We start from the raw sequence: 16865 nt of genomic DNA on the forward strand, positions 1-16865 counted from the left end.
TCGCATCCAGCGGATGCCCTTCTCTGCGGGGATCGATGTTGCCGTGGTAAGCACATCTTCCCAGCTCAGAGGGGCATTCGTGTGTCACGACTCGCCCGAATCAGCGCGCTTCACCGGTGGATCCAGACTGAGACTGACGCCTGGGGCCTTCCCGGCACCTCGAACTGTTGATCTCGTACACGCTTCACAGCGTCGTTGATCGGTTGGCCCCGCCGGCCCCGCCTGGATCGGTCCGGGGACGGCGGGGAGGCCGACGGTGGACGTGCTGGTCGAGCGGTGCGCGGGGATCGATATCGGCAAGGACGAGGTGGTCGCCTGCGTGCGGACCCCGGCCCCGGATGGGCGGGGCCGGCACAAGCAGACCCGCACGTTCGCCACGTTCACCTCCTCGCTGGAGGCGATGGCCGACTGGTTCGCCGCCGAAGGCGTCACCGCCATCGCGATGGAAGCCACCGGGTCGTACTGGAAGCCGGTCTGGTACATCCTCGAAGACCGCCAGGGCCAGGAGTGGGAGTTGTTGCTGGTCAACGCCCACCACGTGAAGATCCTGCCCGGCCGCACGACCGACGTGCTCGACGCCGAGTGGTTGGCCGAGCTGCTCGAACACGGGCTGCTGCGGGGCAGTTTCGTGCCCCCGCCGGTGATCCGGCAGTTGCGGGATCTGACCCGCTACCGCAAACGGCTCATCCTCCGACCACGCCAGCGAGTGTCAGCGCATCCAGAAGACCCTCGAAGACGCCGGCATCAAACTCGACTCGGTCGCCTCCGACGTCCTCGGGGTGTCCGGGCGGGCCATGCTCGCCGCCCTGGTCGCCGGCGAGCGCGACCCCGTCGTGCTCGCCGAGCTGGCCAAGGGCAAGCTCCGGAAAAAGATCCCCGCGCTCCGGAAGGCGCTGCGCGGGCGATTCACCGACCACCACGCCCTGCTGATCGGGCTGTCGCTGGCCCACACCGCGCACCTGGAGCAGGCGAGCGCCCAACTCGACGACCGCGTCGACACCCTGTTCGCCACCCCCACCGGGCCCGACCGGGACGGCGCGCCCGGGATCCCTTTCGCCCGAGCCCGTGACCGGCTCGACACCATCACCGGGGTCGGGAAACGCGCCGCCGAAACCATCATCGCCGAGATCGGCACCGACATGACCCGCTTCCCCACCGCCGCACACCTGGCCTCCTGGGCCGGCCTGGCCCCCGGCAACAACATCACCGGCGGCAAACGCGGCTCGGGCAAGACCACCCACGGCGACGTCTGGCTCACCGACATCCTGGTCCAGTGCGCCTGGGCCGCCGCGCGCACCCGCGACACCTACCTGTCGGCCCAGTTCTGGCGCCTCGCCCGCCGCATCGGGAAGAAGAAAGCCGCCGTCGCCGTCGCTCACTCCATCCTGGTCATCAGCTGGCACCTACTGGCCCAGGACTGCGACTACACCGACCTCGGCGGCGACTACTTCACCCGCCGCAACCCCGACCGCCAACGCGACCGGCTCATCCACCAACTCCACAACCTCGGCTACCGCGTCACCCTCGACAAGACCGCGTAGCCCGGCTGCGGTCGATTCTCTTCACAGGACGACACGATGATCGACCCTGCCCTGCGTGAGCAGCACCGACTCGCCTCACTCCGTGAGTCGGCGACCTTCGACCGCGCCACCATCGCCGGCATCCAGCGGGCCGCCGCGACCGGCGTCTACGACATCCGCGGCTGGGGCGCCAAGCGCCGGCTGCCGCACTTCGACGATCTGCTCTTCCTCGGCGCCTCCATGTCCCGCTACCCGCTGGAGGGCTACCGGGAGCGCTGCGACACCGACGTCGTCCTCGGCGACCGCAACGCCCGCTACCCGCTGCACCTCGCCACCCCCGTCACCATCGCCGGAATGTCCTTCGGCGCGCTGTCCGCCCAGGCCAAGGAGGCGCTGGGCCGCGGTGCGTCGGAGGTGGGCACCTCCACCACCACCGGCGACGGCGGCATGACCCCCGAGGAGCACGGCCGGTCCACGCACCTCGTCTACCAGTACCTCCCGTCGCGCTACGGGATGAACCCCACCGACCTGCGCAAGGCCGACGCGATCGAGATCGTCCTCGGGCAGGGCGCGAAGCCCGGCGGCGGCGGGATGCTGTTGGGGCAGAAGATCTCCGACCGGGTCGCCGGGATGCGCACCCTCCCTGCGGGGATCGACCAGCGCTCGGCCTGCCGGCACCCGGACTGGACCGGCCCGGACGACCTCGCCATCAAGATCACCGAACTGCGCGGGATCACCGACTGGGAGAAGCCGATCTACGTGAAGATCGGCGCCTCGCGGACCTACTACGACGTCAAGCTGGCGGTCGCCTCGTGCGCGGACGTGGTCGTCGTCGACGGGATGCAGGGCGGCACCGCCACCACCCAGGAGGTGTTCATCGAGAACGTCGGCATCCCGACCCTCGCGGCGATCCCGCAGGCCGTGCAGGCACTGCAGGAGCTCGGCCTGCACCGCAAGGTCCAGCTGATCGTCTCCGGGGGCATTCGCACCGGGGCGGACGTCGCCAAGGCCATGGCCCTGGGCGCCGACGCCGTCGCGATCGGCACCGCGGCGCTGATCGCGTTGGGCGACAACGACCCGCGCTACGCCGAGGAGTACCGCGAGCTCGGGTCCGAGGCCGGGTTCTACGACGACTTCCAGGACGGCCGCGACCCCGCCGGCATCTCCACCCAGGACCCGGAGCTCGCCGCGCGGCTGGACCCGGTCGCGGGCGGCAAGCGGCTCGCGAACTACCTGCGGGTGTTCACCATGGAGGCCCAGACCATCGCCCGCGCCTGCGGCAAGGCGCACCTGCAGCACCTCGAGCCGGAGGACCTCGTCGCGCTGACGATCGAGGCCGCCGCCATGGCCCGCGTCCCGCTGGCCGGCACGAACTGGATCCCCGGAGGCCCCGGTGCCTGAGGTCGTGATCGTCGGTGGCGGGCTGGAGGGGTGCGCCACCGCCTGGGCCCTGACCCGACGCGGGATCACCGACGTCGTCATCGTCGAGCGGGACACCGTCGGCTCCGGCGGCACCGGCAAGTCCTCCGGGGTGGTCCGCTGCCACTACGGGGTGTCCTCGTTGGCCGCCATGGCCACCCAGGCCCTCGAGATCTTCGAGAACGCCGCCGAGATCCTCGGCGAGGATGTCGGGTTCCACGGGCACCACCGTCACGGAGATCCTCGCCCCCGGGGAGAAGGTCACGGGGGTCCGCCTGGCCGACGGCTCGACGATCGAGGCCGGCGCCGTCGTCCTCGCGGCCGGGCCCTGGTCGGTGCCGCTGCTGGCCGCGCACGGGATCGACCTCCCGATCACGGTGCACCGCGAGCAGATCGTGCTCATCGACCCGGGCCAGGACCTCGGCCGCGTGCCGGTCTTCTCGGACCTGGTCTCGCTGCAGTACGTCCGGCCCGAGAGCGGCGGGGAGATCCTGTTCGGCAACTCGGATCTCGCCGAGCTCGAGCCCGCCGACCCGGACAACTACTCGAACCAGGCGACCGAGGCCTTCCTCGACCTCACCGTCGACAAGGTCGGCACCCGGTTCCCCGGGCTGGACGACGCCTCGATCGCCTCGACCTACGCCGGCTGCTACGACGTCACCCCCGACTTCAACCCGGCCATCTCCGCGACCCCGATCGCCGGGTTGATCGTCGCCGCCGGGTTCTCCGGGCACGGCTTCAAGATCTCGCCGTCGGTGGGCCGGCTGGTCGCCGACCTCGTCGTCGACGGCGGCAGCAGCCACCCCGACGTCCCCGAGTCCGACTTCCGCCTCTCCCGGTTCGCCGAGGGTGCCCTGCTCCGCAGCCCCCATCCGTACGTCGGCGCCGGCGAGATGCGCTGACGTGTGCGTTCGGCTCGACGACCCGGCCGCGGGCACCGGGTCACCGAGGGATCCCGTGGGGCATGGGCCCGCCGTCCGCGAGGTCGTCGAGCCGGCCGGGCGTGAGAACCGGCTCGAGCGCGCGATCGGCGCCGAGGTCCGCAGGATCCGGCGGACCTCCGGGGCCACCCTCGCCGAGATGGCCCTGCGCACGGGCCTCTCGAAACCGATGCTGTCGAAGATCGAGAACGCTCGGACCTCGTGCAGCCTGACCACCCTCGCCCGCCTCGCCGACGCCCTCGACGTGCCGGTCACCTCGCTGTTCCGCGGCGCCGACACCCCCCGCGAGGCGGCGGCCCACCTCGTCACGCTCACCGAGCGCAGCGAGGAGTTCCCGCTGTTCCAGCACCCCGGCACCGAACTGCTCTACATGCTCGAAGGCGAGATGGTCTACGGCCACGGCGAGTCCAGCTACCCGCTGCGCCCCGGCGACGCACTGCAGCTCGACGGCGAGGGCGTGCACGGCCCGCGCGAGCTGGTCGCCCTGCCGATCCGGTTCCTCTCCGTCGTCGCCTACGGGGAGCTCGGCACCGACGCGGACGGCTGAGCCGCAGTCCGATACCGCGCGGGCATCACAGCGAGCGGAACGGGTCGTGGACCGGGGAGGTCGTCGAGGCCGAGGCGCGGACGGGCCCGATCGCCGAGGCGTTCGCGCTGGACCAGCGCGCCGCTCTGTCCCCGCCGCCCGGCTCGCAATAGGTTGCCGACCATGCCGCCGGAGGCGAGCCTGTCGGGACGCACTCCGGCGCGGTGTGCCTGGTCGAAGGGGACGACATGGACGGACGCGGCGACGACCGCGTGACGCGGACCGCCGAGCGGACGCTCGAGGACCTCCGCGCCCGCCTGGCCGCCGAGTCGGCGCTGATCGTCGCCTTCTCGGGCGGGGTGGACTCGGCGCTGGTCGCGGCGGTCGCGCACGAGGTCCTCGGCGCGCGGGCGCTGGCCGTGACCGCGGTCTCGGCCAGCCTGCCGGTCTCGGAGCGGCGGGCGGCGGCGGAGTTCGCCCGGCGGCACGGCATCGCACACGTCGAGGTGTGTACGGACGAGCTGGGGCGGCCGGAGTACGTCGCCAACCGCGGCGACCGCTGCTACCACTGCAAGTCGGCGCTGTTCGACGTCGTCGAGCCCCTCGCCGCGCTCTCGGGTGCCGCCGTCGCGCTGGGGACCAACCTCGACGACCTCGGCGACCACCGGCCCGGGCTGCGGGCGGCCGGGGAACGGGGAGCCGTGGCGCCGCTCGTCGACGCGGGCATGGGCAAGGCCGAGGTCCGCGCGGTGAGCGCCGCGCTGGGCCTGGAGACCACCGACAAGCCGGCCGCGGCCTGCCTGTCCTCCCGGGTCGCGTACGGCGAGCCGGTGACCCGCGAGGTCCTCGCCCGGATCGAGGCGGCCGAGGAGGGCCTGCACGGCCTGGGCTTCCCGGTGTGCCGGGTCCGGTCGCACGCGGACGGGACCGTCGCGCGCGTCGAGCTGCCGGAGGACGAGCTGGAGGCCGCCACGAGACGGCGCACGGAGATCGACGCCGTCGTGCGCGCGGCGGGTTTCGAGTTCTGCGCACTCGACCTGCAGGGGTTCCGGAGCGGCCGGATGAACGTCCTCCTGGGACTCCCCCGGGCGATCGTCCGATGAGCGCGGGGCGCGGCTTCGACGACCTCGGCTACGCACGACCGGACACCGACCGCGAGGCCCGCTTCGGCCTGCCCGAGGTGATCTTCGGGCCGGGGAAGACCCCGGAGCAGGTCGCGGGCGTGGCGCGCAGCCTCCTGGCCGCCGGCGACGGACCGGTCCTCGTGACCCGGATCGACCGGGCCGGCGCCGACCGGGTCCTCGACCTGGTCCCCGGCGGCCGGCTCGACGAGGCGGCGCGCCTGCTCCGCTGGCGCGAGCCGGTTCCCCTGCACTTCCGGGTCGCGGTGGTCGCTGCCGGGACGTCGGACGGGCCGGTCGCGGTCGAGGCGGCGGCCGTCGCGCGCGCGGTCGGCCTCGAGGTCGAGCGCATCGACGACGTCGGGGTGGCCGGGCTGCACCGCCTCCTGGCCGAGCAGGACCGCATCGCGAAGGCCGACGCCGTCGTGTGCATCGCGGGGATGGAGGGCGCGCTGCCCAGCGTCGTCGCCGGTCTCGTGGCGGCGCCCGTGATCGCCGTGCCGACCTCCGTCGGCTACGGGGCGGCCCTCGAGGGCGTGACCGCGCTGCTCGCCATGCTCACCTCGTGCGCGGCCGGCATCACCGTCGTCAACATCGACTCCGGTTTCGGGGCGGCGCTCGCCGCCTTCCGCATCGCCCGGTCGGCCCGGCGGAGCGGGTCCGGCTCGTGATCCTCTGGCTGAACCCGGTCAGCGGCATCTCCGGCGACATGGTCCTGGGCGCCCTCCTCGAGCTCGGTGCCCCGATCGACGGGGTGCGGGCCGCGATCGCGTCCACCGGCCTCACGGGCTGGTCGCTCGAAACGCGGCGGGTCCGCCGGGCCGGCCTCGCCGCCACCCACGCCGAGGTCCGGGTGGACGACGACGTCCCGGCCCGGCGGGCCGCCGAGCTCCGGGCGATGGTGGCCCGGGCACGACCGGATGCGGTCGCGACCCTCGCCGTCGCGGCGGTCGACGCCCTGACGGAGGTGGAGACGGTCCTGCACGGCGTGCCTCCGGAGGAGGTGCACCTGCACGAGATCGGCGGGGTCGACACCGTCGTCGACACGGTCGGTGTGGCCGCGGCGCTGCATCTGCTCGACGTCGGGACGGTGCGGTCGGGCCCGCTCGGCCTGGGAGCGGGGACCGTCGGCGGGAGCCACGGCGTGCTGCCGCTGCCCGCCCCGGCCACCGCCGCCCTCCTCGCGAAGGCCCGCGCGCCCGTCACCTCCACGGGGCTGCCCGGGGAGAGCGTGACCCCGACCGGCATCGCCCTGCTCCTGGCCGCGGGCGCCGAGTTCGGACCGGTGCCGACGATGACGGTGCAGGGGGTCGGGTACGGCGCGGGGAGCCGTGACGTCCCTGGGCGCCCGAACGTGCTGCAGGCCCTGCTCGGTGCGCACGAGCCGGAGGGCCGGCGGCACGAGGAGATGACCGTTCTCGAGACGACCGTGGACGACGTGTCCGGAGAGGTGCTCGGGCACGTCCTGGAGCGGCTCCTCGGTGCGGGCGCCGCCGACTGCTGGATCACCCCGGCCACGATGAAGAAGTCCCGGCCGGGGCACGTCGTGCACGCGCTCGTCGCCGCCGCCCACCTCGAGGTCTGCGAGGAGGTGCTGCTGCGCGAGACGGGGAGCCTGGGCGCCCGGCGGGTCCGCGTCGCCCGCCGCGCGCTCCCTCGGCACTTCTCGACCGTGGAGGTCGGTGGGCGCTCGATCAGGGTGAAGCACGGGCCGTGGGGCGCGAAACCGGAGCACGACGACGTCGCCGCGGCCGCCGCCGCGCTCGGCCTGACCGTGCGCGAGGTCGCCGACCTCGCCCGCGCGGCGATGGCGCGGACGGGCTGATCAGCGGCTCTCGGCGACCACCTCCAGGTCCGGCGCCCCGGCCAGGGTGTTCGACACGTAGCAGACCCGCCGGGCGCCCTCGATCAGACGGTCGAGCTCCGCGCCGCGCGGCTCCGCGGCACGGACCAGGACGGTGAAGCCGGCGAACCGCAGCCCCTCGTAGCGCCCCGTCGCCTCGACCTCCAGCTTGTCGAGGGCCACCTCCCGCTTGCGCGCGGTGTAGGCGATCGCCAGCGTGAAGCAGGACGCCAGCGCGGCGAGCAACAGCTCCGTGGGTTGCGGACCGGTGGCGGTGCCGCCCGCGGACTCCGGCTCGTCGGCCACCACGGTGAACCCGCCGGCGTCGACCTCCGCCCGCAGACCCCCCGTCCAGCGCGCCGAGACGCTCCGCTCCGGTACTCCCATGTCCTCCTCCTTCGCCGCCGGCTCCACCGGCGGGTCGTCCGGGCCCGGTGCGCGTGCAACAGCTGTGCAACCGGGCTGGGGCACAGTGATCGGCATCACCGATCGGCCCTGGTCGGTGCACCGCACGCAGTGACCCCTGATCGTTGGGAGCCGTCGATGACGACCGCCGTTCCCGCGCCACCGCTCCGCCGGGCGCACTGCCGCGGGGAGTGCACCGCCGCGGTGCTCCGCGACTCGCACGACCGCCTCCTCGAGGTCGACACCGACCCCGACGCCCTGCTGGAGCTGATCGAGACGGCAGTGACCTGGCACGAGCTGGACTACTCCGGCTGCGCCGTCGTCGGACCGCAGGAGTGGCTGACCTTCGCCGACCGGCACCGGTGGGTCCATCCGGAGCGTGCGGCCTGGGCGTTCGCGCTCGCCGTCGACATCGTCGGCCGGGGCTCCGTGCGCCCCGACGGGCCGCATCTGCGCGCGGTCGGCACACCCGCCCGCGCGATCTGAACCCGGCAGGCCGGGCACGGTCCCCACGTTTCCGATCGTAGAAGAACTGCGACTATCAGAAAAAGGTGCTCCCCGTGCCGCCCGCCGACTTCCTCGATCTCCCGGACCGCAGCGCCAAGCCCCGCACCACCGGGCTCACCCACGTCCTCGACCCCGGGGCAGGGGTCCGCACGGTCGCCGACCTGCTGTCCTCGGCCGCAGCACACATCGACATCTGGAAGGTCGGCTGGGGCACCGCGTACGTCGACGCCGGGCTCGACGCGAAGATCGCGCTGCTGCGCCGGCAGGGGATCGCGGTGTGTCTGGGCGGGACGATGCTCGAGATCGCCTGGGCCCAGGACCGGGCGGAGCGGTGCCTGGCCTGGGCCGCCGGCGCGGGCTTCGACCACGTCGAGGTCTCCCGTGGCACCGTGCCGATGTCCCTTCAGGACAAGGGCAGGCTGATCGCGCTCGCGGCGCGCCGGTTCACCGTCCTCGCCGAGGTCGGCAGCAAGGCGCCGGGCGACCAGCAGGCGGCTCGCACCTGGCCGCACGAGTGCCTCCGTGATCTCGACGCCGGCGCCGCCCTCGTCGTCACCGAGGGGCGGCAGAGCGGCACCGTCGGCACCTTCGACTCCGCGGGCCGGGTGCGCCCCGACGTCGTCGAGGCGGTGGTGTCGGCCGTGGACCCCTCCCGGGTCGTGTTCGAGGCGCCGCGGTCGACGCAGCAGGCCTGGTTCGTGCGACGTTTCGGGCCGGACGTCAACCTCGGCAACGTCGGCCTCGGCGAGGTGCTCTCGGTCGAGACCCTCCGGCTCGGCCTGCGCTCCGACACGGCCGCCCTCCCCACCCAGCAGTCCGCGGGCGCCGGACCGGCATGAGCGGGGCGCACCGACCGCGACCGGGGGCGAACTTCGTCCCGCTCCGGTACCGGGGCGTCGCGGTGACGACGGTCCCGCCGGAGGTGGCACTCGACGAACCGTCGCTGCGCGCCCACCTGGTGGGGCGGCAGGCCTACCGGCGGACCCGGTTCGTGGTGGCGCGCCGGGACCCGCACGATCCCGGCCCGACCGCCCTCGTGCGCGTCGAACGGCGGGACCCCGGCCCGCTCTTCTCCGAGGTGATGGCGGTCGAGATGCTGGCCGGCCCGGCCGAGTGCACCTGGGTCCGCGCCCCCGAGGTCGACACCGGCATCCCGTCCGCGCTGGCGGCGGTCGCGCTCGACCGGGCGCCCGGTGCCCGGGCGGTCGTCGTCGAGGGGCGCTACGCGCACGTGAACTTCATCCTGGACGCGCAGCCGCTGCCGGTCGTCGTGCGCGAGGTCGTGCCCCCCGAGCCGGCGAAGCTGGCCGACCAGGCGCGCCGGGTGGTGGCCGTGACCGAGGACCTGCGTCCGGTACGGATCATCGAACGGTCCGAGGACCTCGCCGAGCTCGCCACCCGCGCACCGGCCGGGCACTACCTGCTCCCCTGCCGCGGCTCCGGGGGCGAGGTGCCCGGAGCGGCCGTGTCCTACCTGGACGAGCACCCGCCCCGGGCCGACTGGACGCTGCTCGGTTGCACCCGCTCCCTGCAGATCCACCGCTGGTTCTACGGCGACGAACCCCCGTCCGTCGACTTCTGTCCCAAGCGGACGGTCGCCCGGAGCCGGCCGGACGCGCCGACCCTGACCAAGTGCTGTCTGCAGGAGGAGGACCTCGACCAGGGCGACGGCTGGGTGTCGGTGCCGTGGGGGTCGTCGCTGGCCCACGTGCGGGAGGCCCTGGCCCTGCTGGCCGAACGGGAGGGCGGACCGTGGGCAACCGGCTGAGCGCGTCGCGGGTGTACCGGCATCTCTGGGGCGGCCCGGAGACCGACGCGCTGTTCGACGAGGAGGCCATGCTCCGGTCGTGGCTGGAGGTGCTGGTCGCGCTGGCCCGGGCCCAGGCCGAGCTGGGCATCATCCCCCTCTCGTCCGCCGAGGCGATCGAGGCGGGTGCCCGGGTGGAGGACCTCGACCTGGACCACGTCGCCGAGCAGACCCGGGCGACGTCGCACTCCACGCTCGGCCTGATCCGCGGCCTGCAGCGGCTCCTCCCGGAGCACGCCCGCGAGCACGTCTACCTCGGGGCGACGGTCCAGGACGTCACCGACACATGGTTCGGGATCGTGCTGCGTGACGTGGGCCGGATCGTCCGGCGCGATCTGTGCGCCATCGAGCGGTCCCTCCTCGATCTCGCCGCGGCGCACCGGACGACGCCGATGGCCGGCCGTACCCATGGCCAGCCCGGCTCGCCCATCACCTTCGGGTTCAAGGTCGCCTCGTGGGCCGACGAGATCGGGCGCCACCGGAGCAGGTTCGAGGAGGGCCGCCCCCGCTGGGAGGTGGGCCAGCTCGCCGGGGCCGTCGGCAACCTCGCCTTCTTCGGGCCCGCCGGCCCCGAGCTGCGCCGCCGGTTCTGCGCCCGGCTCGACCTCCACGACCCGGGCATCTCGTGGCTCACGTCCCGGGACCGCATCGCGGAGTTCGGCGGGTGTCTCGCCATGGTCTGCGGCACCCTCGCGCGCCTCGGCACCGAGGTCTACGAGCTGGCCCGCCCCGAGATCGACGAGCTGGCCGAACCCGCCCCGCCGGGTGCGGTCAGCAGCATCACCATGCCGCACAAGCGCAATCCGGAGATCGCCGAGCACCTCGACACCCTGGCGCGGCTGGCCCGCTCCTCCGCCGGTGTCCTGCTGGAGGGCATGGTCGCCGCCCACGAGCGGGACGGGCGGGCCTGGAAGGCCGAGTGGATCGCCCTGCCCGAGATCTGCCAGCTGACGGCGACCGCGCTCCGCCTCGGCCGCGGCCTCGTCGAGGACCTCGAGGTGCACCCGGACGCCATGGCACGGACCCTGGCGCGCTCCGGAGGACTGACCGCCGAGCGGGTGCTCGCCGGGCTCGCCGAGCGGATCGGGAAGCACCGGGCACAGGCCGTGCTGCACGACGTCCTCCGGGTCGAGGGCGGGGACCTCGCCGAGTCGCTCGCCGCCCGCGGGCTCGCCACACCGGACGAGGTGCGGGCGTGGGCCGCCAGCAGCGCGATCGACGCCGCGGCGGCCATGGTGGACACCGTCCTCGCGCGGGCCGCCGACCGGGACCGCGTGGCGGGTGAGCGGTGACGACCCCGATGACGACCCCGACGACGAGCCGATGACGGCCCCGACGAAGACCCCGATGACAAGACTGCCACCGCGGTTCCCCCTCGCCACGCTGCCGACCCCGCTGGTCCCCGCCCGCAGGCTCGCGGCCACCGGTCCGGGCCGGCTGCTCGTCAAGCGCGACGACCTCGTCGGGTTCGCCGTGGCGGGGAACAAGGCACGGGCCCTCGAGTACCTGGTGGGCGCGGCGATCGACTTCGGGGCGCGGGTCCTCGTGACCGGGGGAGGCCCCGGGTCGAACTTCTGCGCCGCGGCCGCGGTCGCGGCCCGCGTGGCGGACCTGGAGTGCGAGCTGGTCGTCTGGGGCGACCCCGGGGCGGCACCGAACATGCGGATCGCCCGGGCCGCGGGGGCGCGGATCCTCCCGACCGGTGACGACGACCGCGATGCCGTCGACGTCCTCGTGGCAGAGCGAGCGGCCGAGCTCAGCCTCTCCGGCCGGAAGGCCTACGCGGTACCGCGGGGCGGGTCCACGGCCATCGGCGCCCTCGGCTTCGCCGACGCCGCCCGGGAGCTGGTCGCGCAGCTGGCGGCGCTGGACGACCGGCCCTCGGCGATCGTGCTGCCGGTCGGGTCGGGCGGCAGCTGCGCCGGTCTGCTCTCGGGCCTGGCGGAGGCGGGCTGCCCCGTTCCCGTCGTCGGCGTGTCGGTGAGCCGGCCCCCCGCGGCCGTGCGCGAGCACGTGCTGGCCCTCGCCCGGCAGTGCTCGGTCCTCCGCGGCGCGCCGCCCCCGCGTCCCGCGCAGCTCGAGCTCGTCGACGCCCGCGGGCCGGGGTTCGGCTCGTTGACGCCGCAGGAGCGGGAGCGCTGCCGGACCGCGCTGCACACCGAGGGGTTCCTGCTCGACGCGACCTACGGCGCGGAGGCCTTCTCCGTCGCCCTCGATCTCTGCCACGACCGTCCCGGACCCGTCGTCTGGTGGCACACGGGCGGCGTGGCCGCGGCGATCGACCGGCTGGGCCGGCCCGAGGGCGTCCCGGTGAGCACCTCCCGCCCCCGTCTCGAGGAAGGACACGGCACGCCATGACCGACACCGCCCGGGCCCGGCGCACGCGGCCCGAGGGGTTCCCGGAGAACGGGCCCGCGCCGGAGCTGATCCGCTCCGGCTTCGAGCTGGAGAACGCGGACGCCGCGTTCCTGCACCACGGGCTGAACCTCGCCGACGTCGCCCACGTGCTGGACCTGTCCCGGCGCGGGCTCGTCCCGCCCGAGGCCTGCCGCACCCTGCTCGCCCTGCTGCTCGAGGTCGTCGACATCGCGCCGGAGGAGTTCCCCTACGACCCCGTCCACGGCGAGCCCTACAACTCCCGCGAGCGGTACTTCGTCTCCCGCATCGGCGACACGGCGGGGTGGCTGCACGCGGGCCGGCCCCGCCGGGAGGCGGCCCGGATCGCGCTGCGCCTGCACCTGCGCCGGCAGCTCGCCCGGCTCGTCGTCGACACCGTCGCGGCCGGCCTCACGATGGTCGACCGCGCGGAGGAGCACGCCGAGACGCTGCTGCCCGACCAGACCTACCTGCAACAGGCCCAGCCGTCGACCTTCGGGCACTACCTCCTGTCCTTCGCGTACTCGGTGGTCCGGGACTCCCGGCGGCTCCTCGACGAGCTCGGCTGGATCAGCCGCAGTCCGGGCGGCGCCGGGTGCGTCAACGGCACCCGGCTCCTCGACGACCGCGACCCGATCGCCGACGCACTCGGGTTCGACGACGTCATCCCGCACACCCGGGACGCGATGTGGCAGGTGGACGCGCTGATCCACGTCCTGGCGTCCACCGCCAGCCTGCTCTCGAACTTCTCGAAGCTGGCCGAGGACCTGGAGATCTTCTCGTCGAGCGAGTTCGACTTCGTCGACCTGGCCGACGGCTACAGCCGGTCGAGCATCCTCATGCCGCAGAAGCGCAACCCCTACGCGTTGGCGATCATCCGCGGCGCGTCCGGCGTCATGATCGGCAGGCTCACCGGGTTCCTCGCCGTCACGAAGAGCCCCTCCGCCCGCAGCGACAACCTGATCTTCGCCTACGGCGAGGTGCCCCGGGCCCTCGACCTCGCCCAGCGCATCACGACGCTCACCGGCGGGGTCGTGGCCACGCTGAGCGTGAACGCCGAGCGGATGCGCGACGAGCTGGACCGGGGCTACACCCAGGCCACCGACCTGGCGGAACATCTCGTGCAGCGGCTCGGCGTGGACTACCGCTCGGCCTACGTGGTCGTCGGGAACACGGTCCGGCAGGCGGCCCGCGACGGCGTCCCGGGCAGCGCGATCACGGGCGAGATGGTGGACGCGCAGGCCCTCCGGCACACCGGACGATCGTGGGGGCTCGCGGGTACCGATCTCTCCGCGGTGCTCGATCCGCAGCAGATCGTGGCCACGCGCCGCGCCGAGGGCGGTGCGGCCCCCGACGCGGTGGCGGCGATGGTGCGGGACCTGCGTGCCGACCTCGGCACACTGGCCGACGAGGCATCGGCACGGCTCGCGGCCTTCGAGACGGTGGAGGCGGACCTCCTGGGGCGGGCCCGGGATGCGCTGCGCACCTGAGGCCGAGGACCCGTCGTGCCGTCAGGTCCCCGGGACCTCCACCCTGACGACCTCGGCGACCTCGTCGCCGTCGGGGCCCTCGCCGCCGTCGCCGCCCGTGGCGGCCACCGTGTACCCGGACCTGGTCGGGAGGTGGAACGCCTCGCCCGCGGCCACGACGGTCGTCTCCCCGGCCAGGGCGACCTCGGCCGCACCGGCGAGGACCAGCAGCAACGCCTCCCCCGGTCGGGGCTCGGCGGTCCAGCCCTCGCCGGGCCGCAGCCGCGAGGCCGTGCCCTCGGCGCGGAACCGCTCGGCCGGGCCGGTGATCCGCACGGGCCCGTCCCCGGCGTCGGCGAACCGGGTGAGCGTCCCCGACGGCTCCTCGTCCTCGACGAAGTGACGGGCGGGCACGTCCAGGGCTGCCGCCAGCTTCAGCAGGGTCGTGATGGTGGGCACCATCGTCCCCCGCTCGACCTTGTGCACCGAGGCCGCGGAGACGTCCGCGTGGTGCGCGAGCTGCTGCAGCGTCATGCCCTGCCGCCGGCGCAGCTCCCGGATCTTCGGGCCGATCGCCCCCACCACGCTGTCCAGGTGCGGAGCGGCGCGTCCCGAGGGTTCGGGCGCGGCGGCAGCGGCGGCGGGCATCGAGCCTCCTCGCGGCTTGACAGGCAATCCGTGTTTAGTATCGTACGAACAAATTTCGTATAGTCGACGCTCCCGTCGACCGAAGTCTACCCGGAACGAGAGGGTCGGAGCCGTGTCGCCAGCCGCACGCAGGACTGTGATCATCGGGGGCGGTGCCGCGGGTCTGGGAGCCGCCGGCGGGGTCAAGGCCGCCGACCCGTCCGCCGAGGTCACCGTCTACACCGAGTTCGAGGACGTCGCCTACAGCCCGTGCGGCATCCCCTACGTCCACGGGGGCGAGATCCCGGACTTCGAGCGGCTGTTCCTCGCAGGCAAGCAGGCCTACGTCGACGCCGGCATCGACGTGCACTACGAGACCCGGGTGGCCGCCGTCGACCCGAAGGCGCAGACCGTGTCGGTCGACGGCGAGGGCGAGGTCCGCTACGACCAGCTGGTCATCGCGACCGGCTGGGACTACGCCGACCCGGGAGTGCCCGGCGGCGACCTCGCCGGGCTGTACTACGTGAAGAACATCCGTGCGGCCATGGAGTGGGACAAGGTCATCGGCGAGACGAAGCGCGCCGTCGTCGTCGAGGCCGGACCGCTCGGGCTCGAGATGGTGACCGCGCTGGCCCACCGGGACATCGAGACCCATCTGATCGATCCCAACCCGTATCCGCTGGCGATGATGGCCGATCCCGACATCATGGCCCCGGTCGAGGACTCCTGGCGCGAGCTGGGCGTCCACCTGCACTTCAACACCACGTTGCAGGAGTTCCTCGGGGACGGGAGCGGCGCGGTCCGCGCGGTCGGGACCTCCGACGGGGAGATCCCGGCCGACCTCGTGGTGATCGCGACCCACAAGACCCCCCGGAACGACCTCGCCCGGGCCGCGGGGATCCGGATCGGGTCGACCGGCGGGATCATCGTCGACGAACGGATGAAGACCTCCGCACCGAACATCTGGGCGGCGGGGGACGCGGCCGAGATCCCGCACGGCCTGACCCGCACCCCCCTGCAGGGCCTGACGGGGTCCCACGCCTACGCACAGGGCAAGACCGCCGGGACCAACGCCGGCGGCGGCACCCGCGCCTACCGTGCCGTCTTCGTCCCGTGGGGGACCCCGGCGGGCAAGTGGGTCATCGGCGGCGCCTCCTTCGGCGAGGCGACGGCGACGGCGTTGGGCATCCCGTACGTGCTCGGGGTGGCCGAGGGCATCTCACGGGCGCGGTACTACCCGGGCGTGCAGAAGATCAAGGTCAAGCTCCTGGCCGAGCCCGGCGCCCTGCGGCTCATCGGGGCCCAGATGGTCGGCGGCGGCGAGGGGATCAAGGAGCGGGCCGACTTCCTCGCCCAGGCGATCCGGTTCGGGATGACCTTCGACGACCTGTCCACCATGGAGAACGTCTACTCGCCGGCGATCGGCGCGCTCAACGAGCCGATCGTGGTCGCCGCGACCAACGGCCTCGCGGAGGCCGCGCGCCGGAACCGCGAGAAGGGCTGACGATGGCCGCGACCTCTCCGGGGTTCTTCGGCTGGCTGCGGAGCAACTCGGAGCACTACCTGCTCGTCGCCGCCCACCGCGACCTGGCCCGCCGGACCGGTGCGCCCGCCCCGCGCCCGCCCCGGGGCGCCAAGGAGATCTTCTGGCTGAAGGTCTTCGCCCCCACCTACGCGGCGCTCCCGTGGGCGCTGCGCAGCCGCATCATGCGCGCCATGCCCGGAAGCCACCGCAGGACGTGGGCGCCCCCGCCGCGAGCCCAGGGTCCGGCGGTCTGACCACGACCGACAGCAGCACACGAACGAAGGAGAGCGAAGTGGCCGAGATTGTCGGAGAGCGGGCACACGCGGGCGACGCCATCGTCGACTACGAGTCGAAGATGTTCGACGACATCCAGGCGGAGCCCGGCGAGAAGGCCTACATCTTCATGCACACCGTGCCCTACGAGGGCTCCGTGGGCCTGGTCAACATGCTGACCTGCACCCGCATCAACCGGAAGGGGTTCGACACCCACCTCGTGCTCTACGGGCCCGGGGTCCTGATGGCGTCGGCGACGCGCGGCTTCCCGACGGTGGGGGCCGAGGCGTTCCCCGGGCACATGGCCTACAACAACCAGCTCCAGACCTTCATGAAGGAGGGGGGCAAGGTCCTGGCCTGCCGGTTCGCCATGGCCGCGCTCTACGGCATGCGGGAGACCGACGTGATCGAGGGCGTGCAGCCCATCCACCCGCTCGACGTCCTCGACTGCACCCTCACGGCCCGCCGCGAGGGCGCACTGGTGATGCAGACCTGGACGTTGTGAG

At 73.7% G+C, this 16865-nt stretch carries 18 protein-coding genes and 2 pseudogenes; 18 read left to right on the forward strand and 2 right to left on the reverse strand.

Annotated features, from left to right (window positions below; genetic code table 11):
- Positions 1-319 precede the first annotated feature (319 nt).
- From LWC33_RS36520 to larC, 9 genes and pseudogenes are all read left to right on the forward strand, one after another.
- Positions 320-628 (forward strand): annotated as a pseudogene (locus LWC33_RS36520) (IS110 family transposase); the annotation flags it as partial.
- 151 nt (positions 629-779) lie between these two features.
- Positions 780-1541, forward strand: coding sequence for a transposase (locus tag LWC33_RS14610; RefSeq protein WP_233304918.1), 762 nt, complete (start codon positions 780-782; stop codon positions 1539-1541).
- 36 nt (positions 1542-1577) lie between these two features.
- On the forward strand, positions 1578-2921 hold the full coding sequence (locus LWC33_RS14615) for an FMN-binding glutamate synthase family protein (protein WP_233304919.1): 1344 nt from the start codon (positions 1578-1580) through the stop codon (positions 2919-2921).
- Between the two features lie 4 nt (positions 2922-2925).
- Positions 2926-3097, forward strand: a pseudogene (locus LWC33_RS36525) (FAD-dependent oxidoreductase); the annotation flags it as partial.
- Positions 3098-3145: 48 nt separating this feature from the next.
- Complete coding sequence (locus LWC33_RS14620; RefSeq protein WP_233304920.1) at positions 3146-3841, forward strand: NAD(P)/FAD-dependent oxidoreductase; 696 nt, start codon at positions 3146-3148, stop codon at positions 3839-3841.
- Positions 3842-3896: 55 nt separating this feature from the next.
- The gene (locus tag LWC33_RS36005; RefSeq protein ID WP_233304921.1) at positions 3897-4427 is read left to right on the forward strand and encodes a helix-turn-helix domain-containing protein; all 531 of its coding nucleotides are present in this window, start codon (positions 3897-3899) and stop codon (positions 4425-4427) included.
- Positions 4428-4654: 227 nt separating this feature from the next.
- A complete protein-coding gene (gene larE, locus LWC33_RS14630) occupies positions 4655-5509 on the forward strand; it encodes an ATP-dependent sacrificial sulfur transferase LarE (RefSeq protein ID WP_233304922.1) in 855 nt (284 codons plus the stop codon).
- Positions 5506-6198: a nickel pincer cofactor biosynthesis protein LarB gene (gene larB / locus LWC33_RS14635; RefSeq protein WP_233304923.1), complete on the forward strand. Its 693-nt coding sequence runs from the start codon at positions 5506-5508 to the stop codon at positions 6196-6198. Before larE ends, larB begins: the two co-directional genes overlap by 4 nt.
- The gene (larC, locus tag LWC33_RS14640) at positions 6195-7352 is read left to right on the forward strand and encodes a nickel pincer cofactor biosynthesis protein LarC (RefSeq protein WP_233304924.1); all 1158 of its coding nucleotides are present in this window, start codon (positions 6195-6197) and stop codon (positions 7350-7352) included. Before larB ends, larC begins: the two co-directional genes overlap by 4 nt.
- On the opposite strand, the gene LWC33_RS14645 is transcribed toward larC, so the two are convergent.
- The gene (locus LWC33_RS14645; protein WP_233304925.1) at positions 7353-7757 is read right to left on the reverse strand and encodes an OsmC family protein; all 405 of its coding nucleotides are present in this window, start codon (positions 7755-7757) and stop codon (positions 7353-7355) included. It lies immediately after the preceding gene.
- A 156-nt stretch (positions 7758-7913) separates the two neighbouring features.
- On the opposite strand from LWC33_RS14645, the gene LWC33_RS14650 reads away from it, so the two are divergent.
- From LWC33_RS14650 to LWC33_RS14675, 6 genes are all read left to right on the forward strand, one after another.
- Positions 7914-8261 (forward strand): hypothetical protein, encoded by a 348-nt coding sequence (locus tag LWC33_RS14650; protein ID WP_233304926.1) that lies wholly within the window; start codon positions 7914-7916, stop codon positions 8259-8261.
- A gap of 74 nt (positions 8262-8335) precedes the next feature.
- Complete coding sequence (locus LWC33_RS14655; protein WP_233304927.1) at positions 8336-9121, forward strand: phosphosulfolactate synthase; 786 nt, start codon at positions 8336-8338, stop codon at positions 9119-9121.
- A complete protein-coding gene (locus tag LWC33_RS14660) occupies positions 9118-10050 on the forward strand; it encodes an XcbA family protein (RefSeq protein WP_443719703.1) in 933 nt (310 codons plus the stop codon). The genes LWC33_RS14655 and LWC33_RS14660 overlap by 4 nt, the downstream gene beginning before the upstream one ends.
- Positions 10035-11381, forward strand: a complete 1347-nt coding sequence (locus tag LWC33_RS14665) for a class-II fumarase/aspartase family protein (protein ID WP_233304929.1) — start codon at positions 10035-10037, stop codon at positions 11379-11381. The genes LWC33_RS14660 and LWC33_RS14665 overlap by 16 nt, the downstream gene beginning before the upstream one ends.
- The gene (locus LWC33_RS14670) at positions 11371-12447 is read left to right on the forward strand and encodes a 1-aminocyclopropane-1-carboxylate deaminase/D-cysteine desulfhydrase (protein ID WP_233304930.1); all 1077 of its coding nucleotides are present in this window, start codon (positions 11371-11373) and stop codon (positions 12445-12447) included. The genes LWC33_RS14665 and LWC33_RS14670 overlap by 11 nt, the downstream gene beginning before the upstream one ends.
- Positions 12444-13955 (forward strand): argininosuccinate lyase, encoded by a 1512-nt coding sequence (locus LWC33_RS14675; RefSeq protein ID WP_233304931.1) that lies wholly within the window; start codon positions 12444-12446, stop codon positions 13953-13955. Before LWC33_RS14670 ends, LWC33_RS14675 begins: the two co-directional genes overlap by 4 nt.
- A 21-nt stretch (positions 13956-13976) precedes the next feature.
- On the opposite strand, the gene LWC33_RS14680 is transcribed toward LWC33_RS14675, so the two are convergent.
- Positions 13977-14582, reverse strand: a complete 606-nt coding sequence (locus LWC33_RS14680) for a helix-turn-helix domain-containing protein (protein ID WP_233304932.1) — start codon at positions 14580-14582, stop codon at positions 13977-13979.
- A 112-nt stretch (positions 14583-14694) separates the two neighbouring features.
- On the opposite strand from LWC33_RS14680, the gene LWC33_RS14685 reads away from it, so the two are divergent.
- The 3 genes from LWC33_RS14685 to LWC33_RS14695 are packed head-to-tail and all read left to right on the forward strand — an operon-like array spanning position 14695 to position 16864.
- On the forward strand, positions 14695-16065 hold the full coding sequence (locus LWC33_RS14685) for an FAD-dependent oxidoreductase (RefSeq protein WP_233304933.1): 1371 nt from the start codon (positions 14695-14697) through the stop codon (positions 16063-16065).
- 2 nt (positions 16066-16067) lie between these two features.
- Complete coding sequence (locus LWC33_RS14690) at positions 16068-16340, forward strand: hypothetical protein (protein WP_233304934.1); 273 nt, start codon at positions 16068-16070, stop codon at positions 16338-16340.
- A 38-nt stretch (positions 16341-16378) separates the two neighbouring features.
- Complete coding sequence (locus LWC33_RS14695) at positions 16379-16864, forward strand: MSMEG_0572/Sll0783 family nitrogen starvation response protein (RefSeq protein WP_233304935.1); 486 nt, start codon at positions 16379-16381, stop codon at positions 16862-16864.
- Position 16865: the final 1 nt, after the last annotated feature.

The organism is Pseudonocardia terrae, assembly GCF_021343995.1.
GTDB classification, from domain to species: Bacteria; Actinomycetota; Actinomycetes; order Mycobacteriales; family Pseudonocardiaceae; genus Pseudonocardia; species Pseudonocardia terrae.

What these genes read in the sequence shown, in the direction of transcription:
- LWC33_RS14675 (WP_233304931.1), top strand. Translation starts at nt 12,444, where the DNA reads ATGACCGACACCGCCCGGGCCCGGCGCACGCGGCCCGAGGGGTTCCCG.
- LWC33_RS14660 (WP_443719703.1), top strand. Translation starts at nt 9,118, where the DNA reads ATGAGCGGGGCGCACCGACCGCGACCGGGGGCGAACTTCGTCCCGCTC.
- larB (WP_233304923.1), top strand. Translation starts at nt 5,506, where the DNA reads ATGAGCGCGGGGCGCGGCTTCGACGACCTCGGCTACGCACGACCGGAC.
- LWC33_RS14690 (WP_233304934.1), top strand. Translation starts at nt 16,068, where the DNA reads ATGGCCGCGACCTCTCCGGGGTTCTTCGGCTGGCTGCGGAGCAACTCG.
- LWC33_RS14650 (WP_233304926.1), top strand. Translation starts at nt 7,914, where the DNA reads ATGACGACCGCCGTTCCCGCGCCACCGCTCCGCCGGGCGCACTGCCGC.
- LWC33_RS14680 (WP_233304932.1), bottom strand. Translation starts at nt 14,582, where the DNA reads ATGCCCGCCGCCGCTGCCGCCGCGCCCGAACCCTCGGGACGCGCCGCT.
- LWC33_RS14645 (WP_233304925.1), bottom strand. Translation starts at nt 7,757, where the DNA reads ATGGGAGTACCGGAGCGGAGCGTCTCGGCGCGCTGGACGGGGGGTCTG.
- LWC33_RS14615 (WP_233304919.1), top strand. Translation starts at nt 1,578, where the DNA reads ATGATCGACCCTGCCCTGCGTGAGCAGCACCGACTCGCCTCACTCCGT.
- LWC33_RS14620 (WP_233304920.1), top strand. Translation starts at nt 3,146, where the DNA reads ATGTCGGGTTCCACGGGCACCACCGTCACGGAGATCCTCGCCCCCGGG.
- larE (WP_233304922.1), top strand. Translation starts at nt 4,655, where the DNA reads ATGGACGGACGCGGCGACGACCGCGTGACGCGGACCGCCGAGCGGACG.